The sequence below is a fragment of the Paraburkholderia sp. J41 genome (assembly GCF_905220235.1).
GTDB lineage: Bacteria > Pseudomonadota > Gammaproteobacteria > Burkholderiales > Burkholderiaceae > Paraburkholderia.
The window spans coordinates 38356-59558 of sequence record NZ_CAJMZE010000004.1; the positions used below are offsets into that span (position 1 = coordinate 38356).

Annotated in this window: 18 protein-coding genes; 9 read left to right on the forward strand and 9 right to left on the reverse strand. The window is 65.9% G+C overall.

The features are described from left to right. Position 1 precedes the first annotated feature (1 nt). Together U5805_RS05265 and U5805_RS05270 are read left to right on the forward strand one after the other, a co-directional pair. On the forward strand, positions 2-250 hold the full coding sequence (locus U5805_RS05265) for a hypothetical protein (protein ID WP_322102394.1): 249 nt from the start codon (positions 2-4) through the stop codon (positions 248-250). A gap of 448 nt (positions 251-698) precedes the next feature. After that, a complete protein-coding gene (locus tag U5805_RS05270) occupies positions 699-1439 on the forward strand; it encodes a 3-ketoacyl-ACP reductase (RefSeq protein WP_322102395.1) in 741 nt (246 codons plus the stop codon). A 514-nt stretch (positions 1440-1953) separates the two neighbouring features. Here the strand turns inward: U5805_RS05270 and U5805_RS05275 are convergent. Then, the gene (locus U5805_RS05275; RefSeq protein WP_322102627.1) at positions 1954-2952 is read right to left on the reverse strand and encodes a LysR substrate-binding domain-containing protein; all 999 of its coding nucleotides are present in this window, start codon (positions 2950-2952) and stop codon (positions 1954-1956) included. Between the two features lie 132 nt (positions 2953-3084). Between U5805_RS05275 and U5805_RS05280 the strand changes: the two genes are divergently transcribed. The 7 genes from U5805_RS05280 (at position 3085) to araH (ending at position 12076) form a co-directional block, all read left to right on the forward strand. Further along, on the forward strand, positions 3085-4836 hold the full coding sequence (locus tag U5805_RS05280; RefSeq protein WP_322102396.1) for an IlvD/Edd family dehydratase: 1752 nt from the start codon (positions 3085-3087) through the stop codon (positions 4834-4836). Positions 4837-4900: 64 nt separating this feature from the next. Beyond that, the gene (locus U5805_RS05285; protein WP_415914539.1) at positions 4901-6355 is read left to right on the forward strand and encodes an MFS transporter; all 1455 of its coding nucleotides are present in this window, start codon (positions 4901-4903) and stop codon (positions 6353-6355) included. Between the two features lie 55 nt (positions 6356-6410). After that, positions 6411-7340: a dihydrodipicolinate synthase family protein gene (locus U5805_RS05290; protein ID WP_322102397.1), complete on the forward strand. Its 930-nt coding sequence runs from the start codon at positions 6411-6413 to the stop codon at positions 7338-7340. 20 nt (positions 7341-7360) lie between these two features. Continuing rightward, complete coding sequence (locus U5805_RS05295) at positions 7361-8290, forward strand: Gfo/Idh/MocA family oxidoreductase (RefSeq protein WP_322102398.1); 930 nt, start codon at positions 7361-7363, stop codon at positions 8288-8290. Positions 8291-8348: 58 nt separating this feature from the next. Beyond that, entirely contained in the window at positions 8349-9353 is a 1005-nt protein-coding gene (locus tag U5805_RS05300) for an arabinose ABC transporter substrate-binding protein (protein ID WP_322102399.1), read from the forward strand. A 43-nt stretch (positions 9354-9396) separates the two neighbouring features. Then, a complete protein-coding gene (gene araG / locus U5805_RS05305; RefSeq protein ID WP_322102400.1) occupies positions 9397-10989 on the forward strand; it encodes an L-arabinose ABC transporter ATP-binding protein AraG in 1593 nt (530 codons plus the stop codon). A 67-nt stretch (positions 10990-11056) separates the two neighbouring features. Then, positions 11057-12076, forward strand: a complete 1020-nt coding sequence (gene araH / locus U5805_RS05310; RefSeq protein ID WP_322102401.1) for an L-arabinose ABC transporter permease AraH — start codon at positions 11057-11059, stop codon at positions 12074-12076. Positions 12077-12119: 43 nt separating this feature from the next. Here the strand turns inward: araH and U5805_RS05315 are convergent, their stop codons facing one another. From U5805_RS05315 to U5805_RS05350, 8 genes are all read right to left on the reverse strand, one after another. After that, entirely contained in the window at positions 12120-12845 is a 726-nt protein-coding gene (locus U5805_RS05315) for a FadR/GntR family transcriptional regulator (protein WP_322102402.1), read from the reverse strand. 71 nt (positions 12846-12916) lie between these two features. Next, positions 12917-13732 (reverse strand): ATP-binding cassette domain-containing protein, encoded by an 816-nt coding sequence (locus tag U5805_RS05320; RefSeq protein ID WP_322102403.1) that lies wholly within the window; start codon positions 13730-13732, stop codon positions 12917-12919. Continuing rightward, complete coding sequence (locus U5805_RS05325; RefSeq protein WP_322102404.1) at positions 13732-14742, reverse strand: ABC transporter permease; 1011 nt, start codon at positions 14740-14742, stop codon at positions 13732-13734. Before U5805_RS05325 ends, U5805_RS05320 begins: the two co-directional genes overlap by 1 nt. A gap of 50 nt (positions 14743-14792) precedes the next feature. Beyond that, complete coding sequence (locus U5805_RS05330) at positions 14793-15896, reverse strand: sugar ABC transporter substrate-binding protein (protein ID WP_322102405.1); 1104 nt, start codon at positions 15894-15896, stop codon at positions 14793-14795. Between the two features lie 316 nt (positions 15897-16212). Further along, positions 16213-17355: a galactofuranose ABC transporter, permease protein YjfF gene (yjfF, locus tag U5805_RS05335; RefSeq protein WP_322102406.1), complete on the reverse strand. Its 1143-nt coding sequence runs from the start codon at positions 17353-17355 to the stop codon at positions 16213-16215. A gap of 21 nt (positions 17356-17376) precedes the next feature. Further along, positions 17377-18423 carry an ABC transporter permease gene (locus U5805_RS05340; RefSeq protein WP_322102407.1) on the reverse strand — a complete coding sequence of 349 codons (1047 nt, stop codon included), beginning with the start codon at positions 18421-18423 and terminating at the stop codon, positions 17377-17379. Next, on the reverse strand, positions 18420-19937 hold the full coding sequence (locus tag U5805_RS05345) for a sugar ABC transporter ATP-binding protein (RefSeq protein ID WP_322102408.1): 1518 nt from the start codon (positions 19935-19937) through the stop codon (positions 18420-18422). The genes U5805_RS05340 and U5805_RS05345 overlap by 4 nt, the downstream gene beginning before the upstream one ends. 85 nt (positions 19938-20022) lie before the next feature. Beyond that, the gene (locus U5805_RS05350; protein WP_322102409.1) at positions 20023-20991 is read right to left on the reverse strand and encodes an ABC transporter substrate-binding protein; all 969 of its coding nucleotides are present in this window, start codon (positions 20989-20991) and stop codon (positions 20023-20025) included. Positions 20992-21203: the final 212 nt, after the last annotated feature.

Consider the following 21203-nt stretch of genomic DNA (forward strand, 5'->3'; position numbering starts at 1 on the left):
CGTGCTAAGCCCCCATGAATTTGCCACATTGATGCTGGTCCGTCATTCGCCGGACCAGATCGACATGAATCGCGAAGAACTCGACACGCTGTTCGAGCGCCAGCTCGTCGCGCTCGAACAATGGAAGGAAGGCCATCGCAAGCTCGCGCTCACGACGGCGGGACGCTCGCTGCTCGAAGCGGTAGGGCGGCTCGACTTCGGCGCGGGCTTGCCCGATTCGTTCGGCGGCGACCGGCTCGCGGTCGGCTGACCGAAAAAAGGAACCGCCCGGCTCGTTGCGTTCGGGCGCGCGGCATCGTCCGCAGGATTACACCGGCAAAGCGGCCCGCTTCGTGCGATGCGGGCCGTTTCTTTTTTGGCCCGACCTCAGCCGGGATTGCTGCCGCGCGGCTTTCTCTCAGCTTGCTTCGCGCGTTCGATTCGCAGCCGGGTGAAAGCCTCGCGTCATGCAGGCGGCATGGTCTTGTTCGACGATTTATTGAGTTATGCCAACTACTTGCCGATGCGGGCATCTTGCCTATGCACGATGGGTGCGGTCGCCTTGTGCCATTTCCGGCCCGCTGCTACGCTCCCACGTTCCAGCAGCCGCAAAACGTTAAGGGTTAATCCCCATCGCTGCGCCTGTTGGCGGTCGTCAAACTGACTCATCCTCCAGAGTCCCGCATCTCCCTACCCCTTCCAAGCAAACAGGAGGATTTATGGCAAAGCGTATTGCTTACGTGACCGGCGGCATGGGCGGCATCGGAACGGCAATCTGCCAGCGTCTTTGCAAAGACGGCTTTACCGTGGTCGCGGGCTGCGGCCCGAACTCGCAGCGCCGCGCGCGCTGGCTCGACGAGCAGAAAGCGCTCGGCCACGAATTCATCGCGTCGGAAGGCAACGTCGCGGACTGGGATTCCACGGCGGCCGCGTTCGAGAAGGTCAAGAAGGAAGTCGGCGAGATCGACGTGCTGGTCAACAACGCGGGCATCACGCGCGACGTCGTGTTCCGCAAGATGACGCACGAAGACTGGACGGCCGTGATCGACACCAATCTCACGAGTCTCTTCAACGTCACCAAGCAGGTGATCGACGGCATGATCGAGCGCGGCTGGGGGCGCGTGATCAATATTTCGTCGGTGAACGGGCAGAAGGGGCAGTTTGGTCAGACGAATTACTCCACCGCCAAGGCCGGCATTCACGGCTTCACGATGGCGCTCGCACAGGAAGTGGCCACCAAGGGCGTGACCGTCAACACGGTGTCGCCGGGGTATATCGGCACGGACATGGTGAAGGCCGTGAAGCCCGAAGTGCTCTCGAAGATCGTCGACAGCATTCCGGTGCGGCGTTTGGGCGAGCCGTACGAGATTGCCTCCATCGTCGCGTGGCTGGCTTCGGACGAAGCCGGTTTCTCCACCGGCGCCGACTTCTCGCTCAACGGCGGCCTGCATATGAGCTGATCGTCGCGCCAGGTGCGTCGCGGCGACGATTGCGCGCGCAACGAACCTGAGCCGCGCGCGAGCGCACCAAAGCGCATGAAAGCGCACGAAGGCGCATGAAAGCGCACTAAAGCGAAACCCAGGCGCGGGAGCGCGGCACGATGCCGGCTCCCGCGTTTTTCATGAGCGCTCGAAAAGCGCGGCCACACCCTTTGCGCGGCAAAAGAAAAATGCGCCGGAAAGCACGCTTTCCGGCGCTCAAGTTCGACTCTGCGTGGTCCCTGCAATGAGGGACAGGGTATGGCGCGCGGCGGCGCATCCGCAAGTCGTCTGGAACTCGCCGCCGTGCTCCATGATTATGTTTACGGCGGAAAAAGCGATTCGTTGAGTGCGGAAAACCCGCGTTTTCGCGGGAATTTTGCGGCGCTGTTGCCCGCCGTTCACCGGCCCGTCACCATTCGATGCGATGGCGCTGCCCGGTTTCGCTGTGGCGGCGGTCGTCGTCGCCGTGAAGATATCGTGTAGACGGCTGCGATTATCGCGCCGCCGCCGACGCCGCCGCGACGGTCTCGCGCTGCCCGCCGTAGATTTGCGCGCTCACCTCGCGCAGCGCGGCGATCATCGCGCTCGCGGCGGGCGTGAGCAAACGGTCCGCGCGCGTGATGATGCCGAAGTCGTCCATCTGGCAATCCATCGGCACCGGCAGGATCGCCACCATGCCGTGCGCCGCGTAATAGCGCGCCACGTCCTCGGTGAGCACCGCGATCATGTCGCTTTGCTCCAGCACGCGCGTGATGAAGAGTAGCGCGGGCGTTTCCACCACGTTCGAGGGCGGCGCGAGGCTCGCGCGCTGGAACATCAGCTCGAAGCGATGGCGCAGCACGCTGCCCACGGGCGGCACGACCCAGGTGGCGCGCGCGACGTCGGCGAGCGCGATGGTTCCGGCGGCGGTTTTGGCGTCGGCGAGCATCGGGTGGCCGGGCCGCACCACGGCGCACACGGGCTCGCCCGCGAGCGGCGCGTAGCTCAACTGAAGCTTGTCGTGTTCGGCGGAAAGCCGGCCCAGCACGATGTCGAGCTTGTCTTGCGCGAGATGTTCGAGCAGCACGTTGCTCGCGTCGATCTCCACGCTCACGCGCAGGTTCGCATGCGTGCGCTTGAGCGCCGCCACGGCGGCGGGCAGCACGCGCACGCCCGGCGAAGTGATCGCGCCCACGCCCACGTGGCCGAGCCGCCCGGCCTTGAGCGCCGTGAGTTCTTCCTGCGCCTGATCGAGACTGCCGAGCACGGCGCGCGCGTGGCGGATCAGCGCGTCGCCGTACAGCGTGGGCCGCATGCCGCGCGGCATGCGCTCGAACAGCACCGCGCCCAGCATCTCTTCGAGTTCGCGCAACAGCTTCGACGCGGCGGGCTGCGTCATGTTGAGCGCCGCCGCCGCGCGATGAATGTTGCCTTCTTCCGCCAGCGCGGCCACCAGCAGCAACTGCCGCGTTTTCAGCCGTGTGCGCACGTACCGGGGGCTTGTCTCGAGCATCATTTCCCAAATAGTTCTAAGCGTTTATACCAATGCCGATTTCGATATTGGAAGCATCCATTTTTTCATTAGAAGGTTATCAGAGATGTCCCTAGACTGTGCCCGAACTCTCGCTCTCCCAGAACGGACACGATGTCGGCAATCAAACCCAAACTGCGCTCGCAACAGTGGTTCGGCACCACGGACAAGAACGGCTTCATGTACCGAAGCTGGATGAAGAATCAGGGCATTCCCGATCACGAATTCGACGGCCGGCCGATCATCGGCATCTGCAACACCTGGTCGGAACTCACGCCGTGCAACGCGCATTTTCGTAAGCTCGCGGAGCACGTGAAGCGCGGCATCTATGAAGCGGGCGGCTTTCCCGTCGAGTTTCCGGTGTTTTCCAACGGCGAATCGAACCTGCGTCCCTCGGCGATGCTCACGCGCAATCTCGCCTCGATGGACGTGGAAGAAGCGATTCGCGGCAATCCGATCGACGCCGTCGTGCTGCTGTGCGGCTGCGACAAGACCACGCCCGCATTGTTGATGGGCGCGGCGAGCGTGGACGTGCCCGCCATCGTCGTGACCGGCGGCCCGATGCTCAACGGCAAGCTCGAAGGCCGCGACATCGGCTCGGGCACGGCGGTCTGGCAACTGCATGAGTCGCTGAAGGCGGGCGAGATCGACCTGCATCATTTTCTTTCGGCCGAGGCGGGCATGTCGCGTTCGGCGGGAACGTGCAACACCATGGGCACCGCCTCGACGATGGCGTGCATGGCCGAGTCGCTGGGCGTTTCGCTGCCGCACAACGCGGCCATTCCGGCCGTGGACGCGCGCCGCTACGTGCTCGCGCACATGTCGGGCATGCGCATCGTGCAGATGGCGCTGGAGGACCTGACGCTCTCGAAGATCCTCACGCGCGAGGCGTTCGAAAACGCCATTCGCACCAACGCGGCCATTGGCGGTTCGACCAACGCCGTGATCCATTTGAAGGCGATCGCGGGGCGCATCGGCGTGCCGCTCGAACTCGAGGACTGGCAGCGCATTGGCCGCGGCACGCCCACGCTCGTCGACTTGCAGCCGTCGGGCCGCTTCCTGATGGAAGAGTTCTACTACGCGGGCGGCTTGCCGGCGGTGCTGCGGCGCCTTGGCGAAGCGAATCTGCTGCCGCACCCGAACGCGCTCACCGTCAACGGCAAGTCGATCTGGGACAACGTGCGCGAAGCGCCGAACTACAACGACGAAGTGATTCGCCGGATCGACAATCCGCTGATCGCGGACGGCGGCATCTGCATCCTGCGCGGCAATCTCGCGCCGCGCGGCGCGGTGCTCAAACCGTCCGCGGCCACGCCCGAACTGCTCAAGCATCGCGGCCGCGCCGTGGTGTTCGAGAACTTCGACCACTACAAGGCCACCATCAACGACGAAGCGCTCGACGTCGACAAGGACTCGATCCTCGTGATGAAGAACTGCGGCCCGCGCGGCTATCCCGGCATGGCCGAAGTGGGCAACATGGGCTTGCCGCCCAAGCTGCTGCGCCAGGGCGTGAAGGACATGGTGCGCATTTCGGACGCGCGCATGAGCGGCACGGCGTACGGCACGGTGGTGCTGCACGTCGCGCCCGAGGCGGCGGCGGGCGGCCCGCTCGCGGCAGTGCGCAACGGCGACTGGATCGAGCTGGACTGCGCGAGCGGCCGCTTGCATCTCGACATCGGCGAGGACGAACTCAAGCGCCGTTTGAGCGACGTCGATCCGGCCGCGGCGCCGGGCGTGGCCGAGCAACGCGGCAAGGGTGGCTACGCGCGGCTGTATGTCGATCACGTATTGCAAGCCGACGAAGGCTGCGACCTCGACTTTCTCGTGGGCAAGCGCGGCGCGGCGGTGCCGAGGCATTCGCACTGAAGCGACGCAGGCCGGAGCACGGGACGTGGCGCTTCGGCAAAAAATAAACAGGAGACGAGACACGATGACGAACCCGCAAGCGCCGGCTCGCGACGCATCGCCGGGCCGCAGCGAAGCCGGCGAGGCCGGCGAGGCCGGCGAGGAAGCGCGCATCGTCGGCCATCTCGCGCGCCGGCTCGTGCCGTTTCTTGCGCTGATCTACGTGGTCGCGTATGTGGACCGCACCGTGGTCGGTTTCGCGAAGCTGCACATGAACGCGGCCATCGGGCTTTCGGACGCCGCCTACGGGCTGGGCGCGGGCCTTTTCTTCGTCGGCTATTTTCTTTGCGAAGTGCCATCCAATCTCGCGCTTTCGCGCTTCGGCGCACGCGTGTGGTTCGCGCGCATCCTGTTCACGTGGGGCGCGATCACCATGGCGACGGCGTTCGTGAGCGGCCCGAGGAGCTTCTACGTCCTGCGCTTTTTGCTGGGCGCGGCCGAAGCCGGGCTGTATCCCGGCATTCTGTATTTCCTCACGCACTGGTTTCCCCTGCGCCATCGCGCGCGCGTGATCGGCCTGCTCGTGCTCGCGCAGCCGGTCGCGGGCATCGTGACCGGCCCGATCGCGGGCGCGCTGCTGGAAACGCGCGGCGTGTTCGGCCTCTCGAACTGGCAGACGCTGTTCGTGGCGAGCGGGCTGCCCGCCGTGCTGCTGTGCCTGCCCACGCTGCGCCTGTTGCCCGAAACACCCGCGCACGCGAAGTGGCTTGGCGAAACCGAGCGCCGCTGGATCGAACGCGAACTCGCGAGCGACCGGCGCGCTTACCGGCTCGACGCGCATCGGCATCCGTTCGGCGCGCTCAAGGATCGGCGCGTGCTGCTGCTCGCGCTGCTATTTCTGCCGTTTCCGCTGTGCATCTATGGTTTGTCGCTCTGGTTGCCTACCATTATCAAGGCGTTCGGCGTGAGCGATGCCACGGCGGGCCTGCTTTCCGCGGTGCCGTATCTGTTCGCGGTCGCGGGCCTGCTGATCGTGCCGCGCCATTCGGACAAGCATCGCGAGCGTTACGGCCACATCGTCGTGGTTTCCGCGCTGGGTGCGCTGACGATGGCCGCGAGCGCATGGGTCCACGCGCCGGCGCTGCAATTGCTGTTCATCTGCCTCACCGCATTCTCGATTTACTCGATCCAGGCGGTGGTCTGGGCGCTGCCCGGCGAATTCCTCACGGGCGCGAGCGCGGCCGTGGGCATCGCGACGATCAACTCGCTCGCGAACCTCGGCGGCTATCTCGGCCCGTACGGCATCGGGATCATCAAGGACGCGACGGGCAGCCTCGCAGCCGGTCTCGACTTTCTCGCGGCCACGCTCGTGTTCGCGGCGCTCGTGACGTTCGCGGTGCGCGCGGCCTTGCGCACACCGCCGCGCGCGACGGACGCGGCGGATACGGCTGATGCGACGGATACGGCGGACGTGGCGCATGCGGCGAACGTGGCGCATGCGGCTGATGCGCAGGGCGACCTCGCGGGCGAAGCACGCTGAGCAAGGACGCACGACCAAGGCCGGGCCTCAACCTTTTCGAAGCAGGACTGACGACATGACGACGAGCAGCACGCCCCGCTATCGGGGCATTTTCCCGGTGGTGCCCACCACCTTCACCGAGACCGGCGAACTCGACCTCGCCAGCCAGAAGCGCGCCGTCGACTTCATGATCGACGCGGGCTCGGACGGCCTGTGCATTCTCGCGAACTTCTCCGAGCAGTTCTCGCTCACCGACGACGAACGCGAAGTCATCACGCGCACCGTGCTCGAACACGTGGCGGGCCGCGTGCCCGTGATCGTGACCACCACGCATTACGGCACGCAGGTGGCCGCCGCGCGCAGCAAGCGTGCGCAGGAGCAGGGCGCGGCCATGGTCATGCTGATGCCGCCTTATCACGGCGCAACGTTCCGCGTGCCGGAGCCGGCCATCTACGAGTTTTATGCGCGCGTGTCGGACGCCATCGGCATTCCCATCATGATCCAGGACGCGCCCGCGAGCGGCACGGTGCTTTGCGCCGCGTTGCTCGCCCGCATGGCGCGCGAAATCGAACAGGTCTCGTACTTCAAGATCGAAACGCCGGGCGCGGCGAACAAGCTGCGCGAGTTGATCCGCCTCGCGGGCGACGCCGCCGAAGGTCCGTGGGACGGCGAGGAAGGCATCACGCTGCTCGCCGATCTCAACGCGGGCGCGACCGGCTCCATGACGGGCGGCGGTTTTCCCGACGGCATTCGCCCGATCATCGAAGCGCATCGCGAAGGCCGCGCCGACGAGGCCTTCGCGCGCTATCAGCAATGGCTGCCGCTCATCAATCACGAGAATCGCCAGGCCGGCTTGCTCGCGTGCAAGGCGCTGATGCAGGAAGGCGGCGTGATCGCGTGCGAGAAGCCGCGCCATCCGTTGCCCGCGATGCACCCCGACACGCGCGCCGAACTGATCGGCATCGCGCGCCGTCTCGATCCGCTCGTGCTGCGCTGGGGCAAGTGAACCGTCCGGGGAGAAACCACATGAACGCATCCTATACATTGGGTATCGCCGGCGTGGGCAAGATCGCGCGCGACCAGCATCTGCCGGCCATCGCGGCCAATCCCGGTTTCGAACTCGTGGCGAGCGCGAGCCGCAACGCGCAGGTGGATCACGTGCGCAATTACAAGGACATCGACAGCCTGCTCGCGGCCGAATCGGACCTCGACGCCGTGTCGCTGTGCGCGCCGCCGCAGGTGCGCTACGCGCAGGCGCGCGCCGCGCTCGAAGCGGGCAAGCACGTGATGCTCGAAAAGCCGCCGGGCGCGAGCCTGAGCGAAGTGGAAGCGCTGCGCGAACTCGCGCAGCAGCGCGGCCGCACCTTGTTCGCGACGTGGCATTCGCGCTGCGCGAGCGCCGTCGAGCCCGCGCGCGCGTGGCTCGCCGAACGCACCATTCGCGCCGTGCATGTGCGCTGGAAAGAGGACGTGCGCCGCTGGCATCCCGGCCAGCAATGGATCTGGGAGCCGGGCGGCCTGGGCGTGTTCGATCCGGGCATCAACGCGCTTTCCATCGTCACGCGCATCCTGCCGCGCGAAGTGCTGCTGCAAGGCGCGACGCTGCACGTGCCGGCCGATTGCGCGACGCCCATCGCGGCCGAACTCGATTGCATCGACACCGACGGCGTGCCCGTGCGCGCCGAATTCGACTGGCGGCACGGCCCGGTCGAGCAATGGGAGATCGACGTGGAAACCACGGACGGCCTGCTCGCGCTCGCCGAAGGCGGCAAGAAGCTGAGCATTGCGGGCGAACCGGTGACGCTTGGCGCCGAGCGCGAATACGCGGCGCTTTACGAGCGCTTCCACTGGCTGATCGCGCACGGCACCGACGACGTGGACGTGCGCCCGCTGCGCCTTGTCGCCGACGCGTTTTTTCTCGGCCGGCACGTGCAAGTCGAGGCTTTCGGGCGCTAGGCCCACGTCCGGCAACGCATCAACCCAGCAACACCCACACCACTGAGGAGACCAGAGCATGACCAGCAAGATTCGCCGCCTGACCCTTCGCGCCGCGTTCGCGGCGATGTGCATCGCCCCGCTCGGCATGAACGTGGCGGCGCACGCCGACTCGCCCGTGAAGATCGGCTTCCTCGTGAAAATGCCGGAACAGGCATGGTTCATCAACGAGCAGAAGGCCGCGACGGCGCTCGGCCAGAAGGAGAACTTCTCGGTGGTGAACATCGGCACGCCGGACGGCGAGAAGGTGCTCGCCGCCATCGACAATCTGGGCGCGCAAGGCGCGCAGGGCTTCGTGATCTGCGCGCCCGACGTGCGCCTCGGACCGGCCATTCAGGCGCGCGCGAAGCGCTACAACATGAAGTTCGTGACCGTGGACGACCAGCTCGTGGATTCCTCGGGCAAGCCGCTCGGCAACGTGCCGCACCTCGGCATGTCGGCGTTCAAGATCGGCAATCAGGTCGGCCAGGCGATCAGCGACGAAATGAAGCGCCGCGGCTGGAAGCCGGAGGAAGTGGGCGCGCTGCGTATTACGGACTACGAACTGCCCACGGCCAAACTACGCACCGACGGCGCCACGCAGTCGCTGCTCGCGGGCGGCTTCAAGAAGGAAAACATCTTCGACGCGCCGCAAAAGACCACCGACGACGAAGGCGGCTTCAACGCGGCTTCGCCCGTGCTCGCGCAGCATCCGAACATCAAGAAGTGGGTGGTGTTCGCGCTCAACGAGGAAAGCGTGCTGGGCGCCGTGCGCGCGACCGAGCAACTGCACATTCCTTCGGCCGACGTGATCGGCGTGGGCATCAACGGCGCGGGCGAGGCGTTCGCCGAATTCCAGAAGAAGCAGCCCACGGGCTTCTACGGCACCATCGCCGTCAGCTCGACGAACCACGGCAAGGACAGCGCCGAGAATCTCGTCGACTGGATTCGCAACGGCAAGCAGCCGCCCGCCGACACGCAAACCACGGGCAAGCTGATGACGCGCGACAACTGGACCGCCGTGCGCAGCGAGCTGGGTATTTAAGGATCGCTGATCGGTTCGACGCGAGGCAAAGGGCAGGGATGCAATGACTGAAACGACGATGCAGGCGAACGCGCGGCACACGGCGCACACCGATGCGCACGCCGCGGCGCACGCGAACACGAGCGCGGATGGGCAGGCACGACAGGGGACGCGCGCGTATCTGGAACTCGACGGCATTACCGTGAGTTTTCCGGGCGTGCGCGCGCTCGACCGCGTTTCGCTCGACGTGCGCGCGGGCGAGGTACACGGCCTGATGGGCGAGAACGGCGCGGGCAAGTCCACGCTGCTCAAGGTGCTCTCGGGCGTGAACCAGCCGCAGGAAGGCACGCTCAGGCTCGATGGCGCGGAGCATCGCTTCGCGACCACCAAGGCGGCGCTGGAAGCGGGCATCGCCATCATCTATCAGGAGCTGCATCTCGTGCCCGAGCTGACGGTGGCGGAAAACCTGATGCTCGGGCAGTTGCCCAATCGCTTCGGCGTGCTCGACGAGTCCACGCTCGTGCGGAGCGCGATGGACGAGTTGAAGCGCCTCGGCGAACGCATCGACCCGCGCACGCCGGTGAAGAATCTGTCGATCGGCCAGCGCCAGATGATCGAAATCGGCAAGGCGCTGATGCGCGACGCGCGCGTGATCGCCTTCGACGAACCCACCAGTTCGCTGTCCGCGCGCGAAACCGAAAACCTCTTTCGCATCATCGACGCGCTGCGGGCCGACGGCCGCGCGATCGTCTACGTCACGCACCGCATGGACGAAGTCGATGCGCTCTGCGACCGCGTGACGGTGTTTCGCGACGGCAAGCGCATCGAAACCTTCGACTCCGTCGCGGACCTCGACCGCAACCGCCTGATCGCCGCGATGGTCGGGCGCTCGATCGAGGACGTGTACGGCTATCGTGCGCGCGAAGCGGGCGAGGTGCTGCTCGAAGCGAAGGGCCTGCTCGGGCCGGGGCTCGCGGAACCGGTGTCGTTTTCGGCGCGGCGCGGCGAGATCGTGGGCTTTTTCGGGCTCGTGGGCGCGGGGCGCTCCGAGTTGATGAAGCTGATTTACGGCGCGACGCGCGCGAGCGCGGGTCACGTCGAACTCGACGGCAAGCGCGTGAATTTCGCCAGCCCGCGCGACGCGGTGCGCGCGGGCGTGGCGCTGTGCCCCGAAGATCGCAAGCAGGAAGGCATCGTCGCGATCGCCTCGGTGGCCGACAACCTCAACATCAGCGCGCGCCGCCATTTCAGCCCCGCGCGCTTTCTGCTGGACGCGCGGCGCGAGCGCGCTCTCGCGCAGGACTACATCAGGAAACTCGCGATCAAGACGCGCAACGGCGAGACGGCCATCGGCACGCTTTCGGGCGGCAATCAGCAGAAGGTGATCCTGTCGCGCTGGCTCGCGGAACGCATCGAGGTGTTTCTGATGGACGAACCCACGCGCGGCATCGACGTGGGCGCGCGCGCCGAAATCTACAACCTGCTGTACGAACTGGCCGAGGCGGGCAAGACCGTCATCATGGTGTCGAGCGATCTGGCCGAAGTGATCGGCGTATCGGACCGCATCGTCGTGATGCGCGAGGGGCGCATTGCGGGCAGCGTGCCGAAAGCCGAAGCCTCGCCCGACCAGTTGATCAAGATGGCGCTGCCGCGCTGACGCCCTTTTGTGTTGTGCGGCCGCGTTCGCGCGAGCGAAGCGGCCGATCCGTAACGACGAACCAGAGATGAGTGAAGCCATGCAGCCCATGCAACCACCAGGCACGCCTACCGTGAACGAAGCCGCCGCGCCCATGACGCCCCAGCGAGCGCGCGCGTGGGACATGATCAACAAGTCGGGCATCGTGGTGGTGTTCGTGGTGCTGTTCGCGGTGCTTTCCGCAACGGTGCCCGACTTCCTCACGACCCGCAACATTCAGGGCCTGCTGCTCTCGGTCACGCTGATCGGCTCGATTGCCGTGACGATGATGTTCGTGCTCGCGCTCGGCGAAGTCGACCTTTCGGTCGCCTCGATCGTGGCGTTTTCGGGCGTGGTGGCGTCCACCGTCATCACGCAGTCGCATAGCGTGCTGCTCGGCATCGGCGCGGGCGTGCTCGCGGGCGGGGCGGTCGGGCTCGTGAACGGCGTGCTGATCGCGCGCTTCAAGATCAACTCGCTGATCGCCACGCTCGCGATGATGGAAGGCGTGCGCGGACTCGCGTTCCTCACTTCGAACGGCGACGCCGTGATGATCTCGGAAGAACGCTTCTTCGATCTGGGCGGCGGCTCGTTCCTCGGCATTTCGTACCCGATCTGGAGCAACATCGTCGGCTTCGTCGTGTTCGGCTTCCTGCTCAAGAAAACCGTGTTCGGCAAGAACGTGCTGGCGGTGGGCGGCAACAGCGAGGCGGCGCGGCTCGCGGGCCTGCCGGTCACGCGCATCAAGATCACGGTGTTCGTGCTGCAAGGGCTCATCACGGGCTTTGCGGGCGTGATGCTCGCCTCGCGCATGAGTCTTGGCGATCCGAAAACCTCGGTCGGTCTCGAACTGGGCGTGATTTCGGCGTGCGTGCTGGGCGGCGTGTCGCTCACGGGCGGCGTGGCGACCATCTCCGGCGTGCTGGTGGGCGTGCTCATCATGGGCGCCGTGCAGGACGCCATGAGCCTCATGAACGTGCCCACGTTCTATCAGTACCTGATTCGCGGCGGCATTCTGCTGCTGGCGGTGCTGTTCGACCAGTTTCGAAGAAGCAAGCGGGCGGTGTGAGGGTGTGCGCGCGGCAAGCCGGTTCGCGCTTGCCGCGCGTTTTTTACGTTTCCAGCGCCGCGCCGCCCAGAATGGAATTCGCGTCCGCCTTCGCGTTGTCGAGTTGCACCACGCTCGCCTGGCGCGCGGCCAGCGCGTCGCGATGCGCGATGGCCGTGAAGATCGCCTTGTGGCGCGGCAGCGAAAGCGCGTGCGTGTTCGGGTGCCGGCTCGTGAGCTTGATCGACTCGGAAAGCGCGAGCGAGAGCATGTTGCCGATATACGCGAGCATGTCGTTGTGGGTGGCCCCCATGATCGCGCGGTGGAATTCGAGGTCGGGTTCGAGCAGCGCCTGCGCGGTTTTCGCTTCTTCCATGCGCGAGTACGCGGCGCCGATGCGGGCGATGTCCTCGTCGGTGGCGGCAATCGCGGCGAGCGCGGCGGCGGCCGGCTCGATGATCTGGCGCACCGTCATGAGCGAGCGGAAGAATTCGCCTTCGGGCAGGCTGTTGACGGTCCAGAACAGCACGTCGGGGTCGAGCATGTGCCAGTCCTCGCGCGCTCGCACGACGCTGCCCACGCGCGGCTTCGACACCACGAGTCCCTTGGCCACGAGCACGCGCGTGGCTTCGCGCAGCACCGGGCGGCTCACGCCGTAGGTCTCGCACAGCGTGGGCTCGGGCGGCAGGCGCTGGCCGGGCGCGAGCGATCCGCCCACGATCCGCATGCCAAGCTCCTGCACGATGCGCGCGTGCATGCTCTTGCGTTTCTCTAGATTGCGGTAATCCATGATGATCCGGCTGGGAGACGCCTCGCGAAAACGCGGCGCTCCGGTTGTTCGGGCGCGCCCGGCCGCAAACGCTAGTTTGCGCCGGCGGCGCGCATCGCCCGATATTCCCGCCGCACGATGTCCATGAGCTCCGCCACCGAAGTGTTGGCGCTGCGCTGCTCGTAGGTCACGCGGCCACGCTGCATCAACATGATGCGATCCGCGATATCGAGCGTCTGCGCATAGTTGTGCATGATCATGATAATGGATAGCCCGCCCTTTTCCTTCAACCGCATCACGAGGTCGATGATGAGGCCCGCTTCGCGCGCGCCCATGGCCGCGAGCGGTTCGTCGAGCAGGAGGATTTTCGCGTTCGAATGCACCGCGCGCGCCACCGCGATGGCCTGGCGCTGGCCGCCGGAAAGCCGCTCGACGGGCAAGTCCACGGAAGGCACGTGGACGCCGATGTCCTCGAGCAGTTGCGCCGCGCGCTCGCGCATCTGCCGGTGGTCGACCAGCATGCGCAGCGGCCCGCGCCGCACGATCTCGCGGTTCAGAAACATGTTGTGGTAGATCGACAGCGAGTTGGCGAGCGCGAGATCCTGATAAACGCATTCGATGCCGAGCGCGCGCGCGTGATCGACGGATTTGAGCAGCGTCGGCTCGCCGTCGATGCTCAGCGTGCCGCTCGTCTGCTGATGAAAGCCCGTGAGGATTTTCACGAGCGTCGATTTGCCCGCGCCGTTGTCGCCGAGAATGCCGAGAATTTCGCCGCGCCCGAGCGTGAGCGACACGCCGTCGAGCGCCGTGACCGCGCCGAAGCGCTTGACGAGATTCTCGCCGCGCAGCGCGAGCGGCGCGTCGGCGGCGGTGGCGGCGCCCGCGGAAGAAGCTTGCGATTCGTCCATCAGCGGCTCCCCCGGCGGCGAATGCGCCCCACGTGAATGTTGAAAACCATCGCGGCGAGAATGGCGGCGCCCAGGATGATGTTGAAGGTGAACGCGTTGATGCCGATGAGCGTGAAGCCGTCGTTGAGAATGCCGAGCACCGCCGCGCCGATCAGTCCGCCCACGATGGTGCCCGAGCCGCCCGTGAGCGGCGTGCCGCCGATCACGGCCGCCGCCACCGCGAGGAACATGATCTGGTTGCCGCCCGCCTGCGGGTCGATCGAGGTGATGCGAAAACCTTCGAGTATGCCGGTGAGGCCCGCGAGCACGGCGGCAAGCACGAAATTGCCGAGCCGCAGCCGGTTCACGTGTATGCCCGCCTCGCTCGCGCCGAGCGGATTGGCGCCCGCCGCCTGCGTATGCAGGCCCCAGCGCGTGTCGCGCAGCAAGACGTGCATGACGGCGGCGAGCGCCACGGTCCAGACGATCTCGCTGTAACCCCACGCGCCCATCACGGCCGCGAATTCGGGCGAGCCGGGCGTGGCGGCCGGCGTGCCGCGCGAGACCGTGAGCGTGATGCCGTTGATGAGAAAGAGCGTGCCGAGCGTGGTGACGAACGAGGGCAGCCGCAGCCACACCGTCACCGCGCCGTTCACGAAGCCGATCACGGCGGCGGCCACGAGCCCGGCGATCACGGCGAGCCACATCGGCGCGCCGGCGTCGTTCGCGAACACCATCATGAACGGCGCGAACGCGAACACCATGCCCGCCGAAAGGTCGATGTCGCCGCCGATCATCAGCATGATTTCGCCGAACGCAATGATCGCCACCGGCGCGATGAACTGCGAGAGATTGACGAGGCTCGCGCTGGTGAGCAGGAAGTCGTGATTGAGAATCTCGAAGTAGGCGGCGAGCAGCACCGCCACGAGCAGAATGCGCAACTCGGGCGCCCACGCGGAAAGCCATTGCCCGCGCGGGCGCCTGGCCCGCGCGGCAACCTCTGCCTTGCTGGTTTCGTTCACTGTGTTCATGACGCCCGGTTGGTGAAGCGGGTTGGTGAAGCCTGGTTAGTTAGCGGTGCTCAGGACTTGATCGCGCCTTTCATCGGCACGATCTGCGGCTTGGTGGTCTTGCCCTCGTAACGCGTGGACGTGTTCAGATACGGCTCGACCGTGTCCTTCGTCACGAACTTCAGACCCGTGTTGATGTTGGCCGGCCCGACCAGACCGCCCGAGGCGAGGAAGGTGAACGCCTCCACCACGGTATAAAAGCCCTGCACGTAGGGCTGCTGGTCGATGGTGAAGTCCAGGAAGCCCTCGTGAATGAGCTGGATCGTTTGCGGCAACAGGTCGAAGCCGCCGCCATGCACGCCCTTGGAAGGCAGGTTCGATTCCTTCATCACCTGCGCGACGCCCTGCGTGCTGCCCGCGTCCACGGCGAACATGCCCTTCAGATCCTGATGGCCCAGATAGAACGACTTGATCTTCGAAAGTTCTTCGTTGACGGTCGCGCCCGTGGCCACGGTTTGAATGTCGATTTTCTTGCCCGACTTCTTGATGGCGTCGCTCGCGCCGTCGAGGCGCGGCTGGATGTTGAGCTGGCCCGGCGTGGCGATGAAAAGCGCCACCATGCCGCTGTCGATCAGGCTCACGATGCGCTCGCCCATCTGATAGCCCGATAGATACAGGTCCTGGCCGATATAGGCGAGGCGCGGGCTGGTCTTGCCGCGCGGCGCGTCGGCGTTGTAGGCGAACACGGGAATGCCCGCGTCCAGCGCGGCCTGAATGGGCTTGTCGAACGCGGTGGGATCGACGATCGGCACGGCGATGGCGTCGGCTTTCGCGGCAATCGCGGCGTTCACGGCGCGCACCATCTCGCCCGCGTCGGAAGTGGCCGAGCCGGTCCACTGATAGTCCATGCCGAACAGCGAGCAGGCGTCCTGAATGCCGTATTGCGTGGGCACGAAGAACGGATTCGTGGTGACGTGGTTCACGAACACGATCTTCCACTTCTTGTGCGCGGGGAACGCGGCTTCGGCCGCCTGCGCCTGCGAAATCAGCCCGCCGCCGCCCACGCTGCCCAGCAGCGAGAGCGCGGCGCCTAGACCCGCGCCCTGCATGAGGCCGCGCCGGCCTGTGTCGATCAAGCTCTTGTTGTCTTTTGCGTCATCCCGATCCTGCGCCATGTCTTCCTCCGGTCTTCTCTTCGTGGTCGATGGGTGCGGCTTGAACATCGAAGCGTGGGTGCCGCGTTGTGCAGATAGTGGACAGTACCGGTGAAGGGCGAGCGAGCGAACACCTGGCGCCTGAGCGGTACCGCAAAAATCTTAGTGCAGGGTGTTCAGGGCTCCTAATCCATGTATACCCGTAACGAATCCGCCGCTTTCTTCCCGTTGTTGCGGCGATGACAACGGCCTTACTGTTTGGGGTGCCGTTCATTCAGGCCGCAAGCCGGCGGGTGCGTCGTCGCGGGGCCTTACCGTCGCTGCGCCTTACAGTTGTCTACGCGCCTTTTGCTTCGTGCATGCCGGGCGGCGGCGAGGCGAGCTTCGTTTCGTCGATGGGCGCGGCGGCGCTGCGCGGCATGCGCTGCGCGCGCGGCGCGCCGCGTCCGGTGCCCGTGGATTTGCGCCGCGCCGCGTGGCGCTCGGTGGCGCGCTGCATGAGACAGAACGCGCAGAGCAGCGCGCCGATCACGATGCGCGTCCACCACGAACTGAGCGTGCCGTCGAAAGTGATGAGCGTCTGGATCGTGCCGAGTATGCCCACGCCGAACACCGAACCGATCACGTAGCCCACGCCGCCCGTGAGCAGCGTGCCGCCGATCACGGTGGCGGCGATCGCGTCGAGTTCCATGCCTTGCGCCTGCAAACCGTAGCCCGACAGCACGTAGAGCGTGAACACCACGCCGCCGAGCGCCGAGCAGAATCCGGAAAGCGCATACACGCCGATCTTCGTGCGCGCGACCGGCAAGCCCATCAGCAGCGCGGAGCGCTCGTTGCCGCCGATCGCATAGACGTTGCGGCCGAAACGCGTGAAATGCGCGATCACGATGCCCGCGGCCAGCATGGCGACGGCCGTGAGCGAGCCGGTGGTGAGCGAGCCGCTGCCCACGGCAATGTTGAATTCGGAGAGCGCGTGAAAACCCGCGTCGTTGATCTGTATGGATTCGGTGGTGATGAGAAAGCACGTGCCGCGCGCGAGGAACATGCCCGCGAGCGTGATGATGAAAGGCTGCAAGCGGAAGAAGTGGATCAATGCGCCCATTGCCGCGCCGTAGAGCGCGCCGCACAGCAGCACGAGCGGCACGACCGCGTAGACGGGCCAGTGCAGTTTTTCCGTGCCGACCGCGCACAGGATGGTGGTGAGCGCGACCACGGCGCCCACCGAAAGGTCGATGCCGCCGGAAATGATCACGAACGTCATGCCGATGGCGACGATCAGCAGGAACGCGTTGTCGACGAGCAGGCCGAACAGCACTTGAAGCGAGAAGAATCCGCGGTACATCACGGAGCCGAAGCCGAACAGCGCGGCGAACAGCACGATCGTCACGACAATGGGCAGCACGCGCGGATCGACGAAACGCGCGAAGCTTCGCCGCAAGGCGGCGAGCGTGCCGGAAGAGGAAAGCGCAGGATCAGTCATGCCCGATTCCCGTTGACGAGGTTAAGCCCGCGCGCGGCGCGCGAGCGCGAGGCGCTTCAACCGCGCGAACGCGAACGCGCGCGCGGCCGGCGACTGGATCAGGCACACGAGCAGCACGACCACCGCCTTCACGACAAGCGTGGCCTCGGGCGGCACGCCGATCGAGTACGTGGTGTAGGTGAGCGTCTGGATGATGAGCGCGCCGAGCACCGTGCCCGCAAGGCTGAAGCGCCCGCCGAGCAGCGAGGTGCCGCCGAGCGTCACCGCGAGAATCGCGTCGAGTTCGAGCAGGAGGCCCGCGTTGTTGCCGTCGGCGCTGCGCACGTTCGAGCTGATGAGAATGCCCGCGACGGCGGCCGTCACGCCGCAAAACACGTAGGCGCCGAACACCACCGCTTGCGACGACAAGCCCGCGAGCCGCGCGGCCACCGGATTCACGCCGATCGAGCGGATGAAAAGCCCGAGCGCCGTGCGGTTGACGATGAGCGCGGTGAGCAGCGTGACGGCGAGCGCGATCCACACGGCGCAGGGCACGAGCGCGAAATAGCCGCCGCCCGCGAACAGATAGCCTTGCGCGCCGATCGGAATGATTTGCCCGCCCGTGAGCAATTGCGCCACGCCGCGCCCGGCCACCATCAGAATGAGCGTGGCGATGATGGGCTGCATGCCGACGAACGCCACCAGCAAGCCGTTCCACGCGCCCGCGAGCAGACCCACGGCGAGCGCCGCGCCGAACGCGAGGCCCACGCGCGAGGGATCGTCGGCGAGCACGGTGGCGGCCGCGGCTCCCGCGATGGCGACCACGGCGCCCACCGAAATGTCGATGCCGCGCGTGGCGATCACGAGCGTCATGCCGAGCGACACCACCACGAGCGGCGCGGCGCGCATCAGGATGTCGATGGGCGCGCCGAACAGATGGCCGCCGAGCAGCGTGATCGACAGAAAATTCGTGCGATGCGCAACGTCCACGGCGAACAGCACGACGAGCGTGAGCGCAGGCCACACGAGCGGATGCCGGACGACGAGCGCGAGCCACGCGGGCAGCGCGTTGAGGTTGGGCCGGTTCATCGGCGGTCTCCGGCAATGAGGTCGTAGACTTCGTGCTCGCTGCGCGCCGCGCCGCTGAGTTCGGCCACCTTGCGCCGGTCGCGCAGCACGGCGATGCGGTCGCTCACGCGCACCACCTCGCTGATCTCCGACGAAATGAACAGAATGCCGAGCCCCTTCGCGCAGAGCGCGCGCACGCGGTCCATGATCTCGAACTTCGCCGCCACGTCGATGCCGCGCGTGGGTTCGTCGAGTATCAGAAGGCGCGGTTGGGTCGCCAGCCAGCGCGCGAGCAGCACTTTCTGCTGATTGCCGCCCGAGAGCAGGCCAATGGGTTGTTCGGCGTCGCGCGCCTTGATGCCCAGTTGCCCGATGTACTCGTTCGCGAGTTCGCGCTGGCGCGCGCGCCGGATCATGCGCCACCAGCCAAGCTGCGCCTGCAACGCCAGCACGATGTTCTCGCGTATGGAAAGCTCCGCGACGATGCCTTCCTTCTTGCGGTCCTCGGGGCAATAAGCCATGCCGTGCCGCACGGCGTCGCGCGGCGAGGCGAGCTTCACGGTCCTGCCGTTGATGCGCAGCGCGCCTTCGTCGGCACGATCCGCGCCGAACAGCAAACGCGCCGTTTCCGTGCGGCCCGAGCCGAGCAAGCCCGCGAGACCGAGAATCTGGCCGGGCCGCACGTCGAGATCGAGCGGATTGAGCACGCCGCGCCGCGCCACGCCTTGCGCGCTTAAAAATGGTTCGGCATCCGAAACGTCTGCGCAATGCCGTGCCGCGTCGGGTTGCTCGAAACGCTCGCCCGCGTTCTGCAAGCCGACCATCTTCGCCACGAGCGTTTGCACGGGCAGTTCGGCGGCAAGGTATTCGCCTTCGCGCTCGCCGTTGCGCATGACCGTGATGCGGTCGGAGATCGCATAGGTTTGCTCGAGAAAGTGCGTGACGAACAGGATCGCGATACCCGAAGCCTTGAGCTTGCGCAGCACGTCGAAGAGGCGCGCGACTTCGCCTTCGTCGAGACTGGAGGTGGGCTCGTCGAGAATGAGGATGCGCGCGTCCACGGACACGGCGCGCGCGATCGCCACCATCTGCTGCATCGCGATCGGGTAGGTGTCCAGCGACTGCGTGACGTCGAGCGAAAGATTGAGCTGCGCGAGCGCTTCTTCGGCGCGGCGATGAATCGTTTTCCAGTCGATCAGGCCGCGCTTTCGCGGCTGGCGGCCCGCGAAAATATTCTCGGCCACCGAAAGGTTCGGGCAGAGATTGACTTCCTGATAGAGCGTTTGAATGCCGGCCGCTTCGGCGTCTTGCGGCGTCGAGAATTGCACGGCTTCGCCCGCGAGGCGGATCTCGCCCGCCTCGGGCGCATGCACGCCGGTGAGCACGTTGATGAGCGTCGATTTGCCCGCGCCGTTCTGGCCCATCAGCGTATGCACTTCGCCGGGGAACAGACGAAAATCGACCCGGTCGAGCGCGCGCACGCCGGGAAAGGTTCGGCACAAACCAACGGTTTCGAGTAAGGGAGCAGCGCTCATGAGCAACCGTGAAAGTAGCGCACCGCCCGCATTCCCGTCAGTCGTAAGGAATGCGCAACAGTGCGCGGCCGGGAGCGAAACGAACCTAGTACTTGCGCGACGGCAGCGTTTGCGCCGCCACGTCCATCGGGAACACAGTCTCGTTGGTCACGATGCGCTTGGGCAACGGCTTGCCCGCGACCACGTCCTTCACCGCGGTCATGAGCTGCGGCCCGAGCAGCGGGCTGCATTCCACGTCCACGTTCATCTTGCCCGCGATCATCGCCTCGAAGCCGCCCTTGGTGGCGTCGAACGACACCACGCTCACGTCCTTGCCCGGCTTCATGCCCGCTTCCTCCATGGCCTGGATCGCGCCGAGCGCCATGTCGTCGTTATGCGCGTAGACCACGTTGATCTTGTTGCCGTACGTCTTGGCGAAGGCTTCCATCACCTGCTTGCCGCCCGCGAGCGTGAAGTCGCCGCTTTGCGACGCGATGATCTTGAACTTCGGATCGTTCTTGATCACTTCCATCAGGCCGCCGTGGCGGTCGTTGGCGGGTGCGGAGCCCACGGTGCCTTGCAGCTCGACGATGTTGATGGGGCCGGGGTTGTTCTTGTAGTGATCTTCGAGCCATTTGCCCGCGCGGCGGCCTTCTTCGAGAAAGTCGGAGCCGATCATCGTCACGTAAAGCGACTTGTCTTTTACGTCGATATTGCGGTCGGTGAGAATCACGGGAATTTTCGCGCGCTTTGCTTCCTGAAGCACCGGTTCCCAGCCCGATTCCACCACCGGCGAGAACGCGATCACGTCCACGCGCTGCGCGATGTACGAGCGGATCGCCTTGATCTGGTTCTCCTGCTTTTGCTGCGCGTCCGAGAACTTGAGGTTGATGCCGGCGTCCTTGGCCGCCGATTTCACGGACACCGTATTGGCCGTGCGCCAGGCGCTTTCCGCGCCCACTTGGGCGAAGCCGAGGGTGATTTGCTTGTCGTCGGCGTGTGCGACGCCCGCGGCCAGGGAAAATGCGGCCGCGGCGGCGGCGAGCCCGCCTACCATGCGAGTTGACAGTTTCATGCGTGTCTCCGATGTCGCTATGCGCGTTGTATTTCTTTAATTCACGGCGCTAGACTCGCGTCCATCACGGCCGGACAGTATCACGAGAATTCGCGCCATCCTCGGGTTCGCGTCGTACCTCTCCGTACGCGTCGAACCGGTGCCTGCTGACTTCAATAGCCAAACTATATGCAAGCGTTCGCGCCGCATCGATTAGCGTTTTCCCGATCATT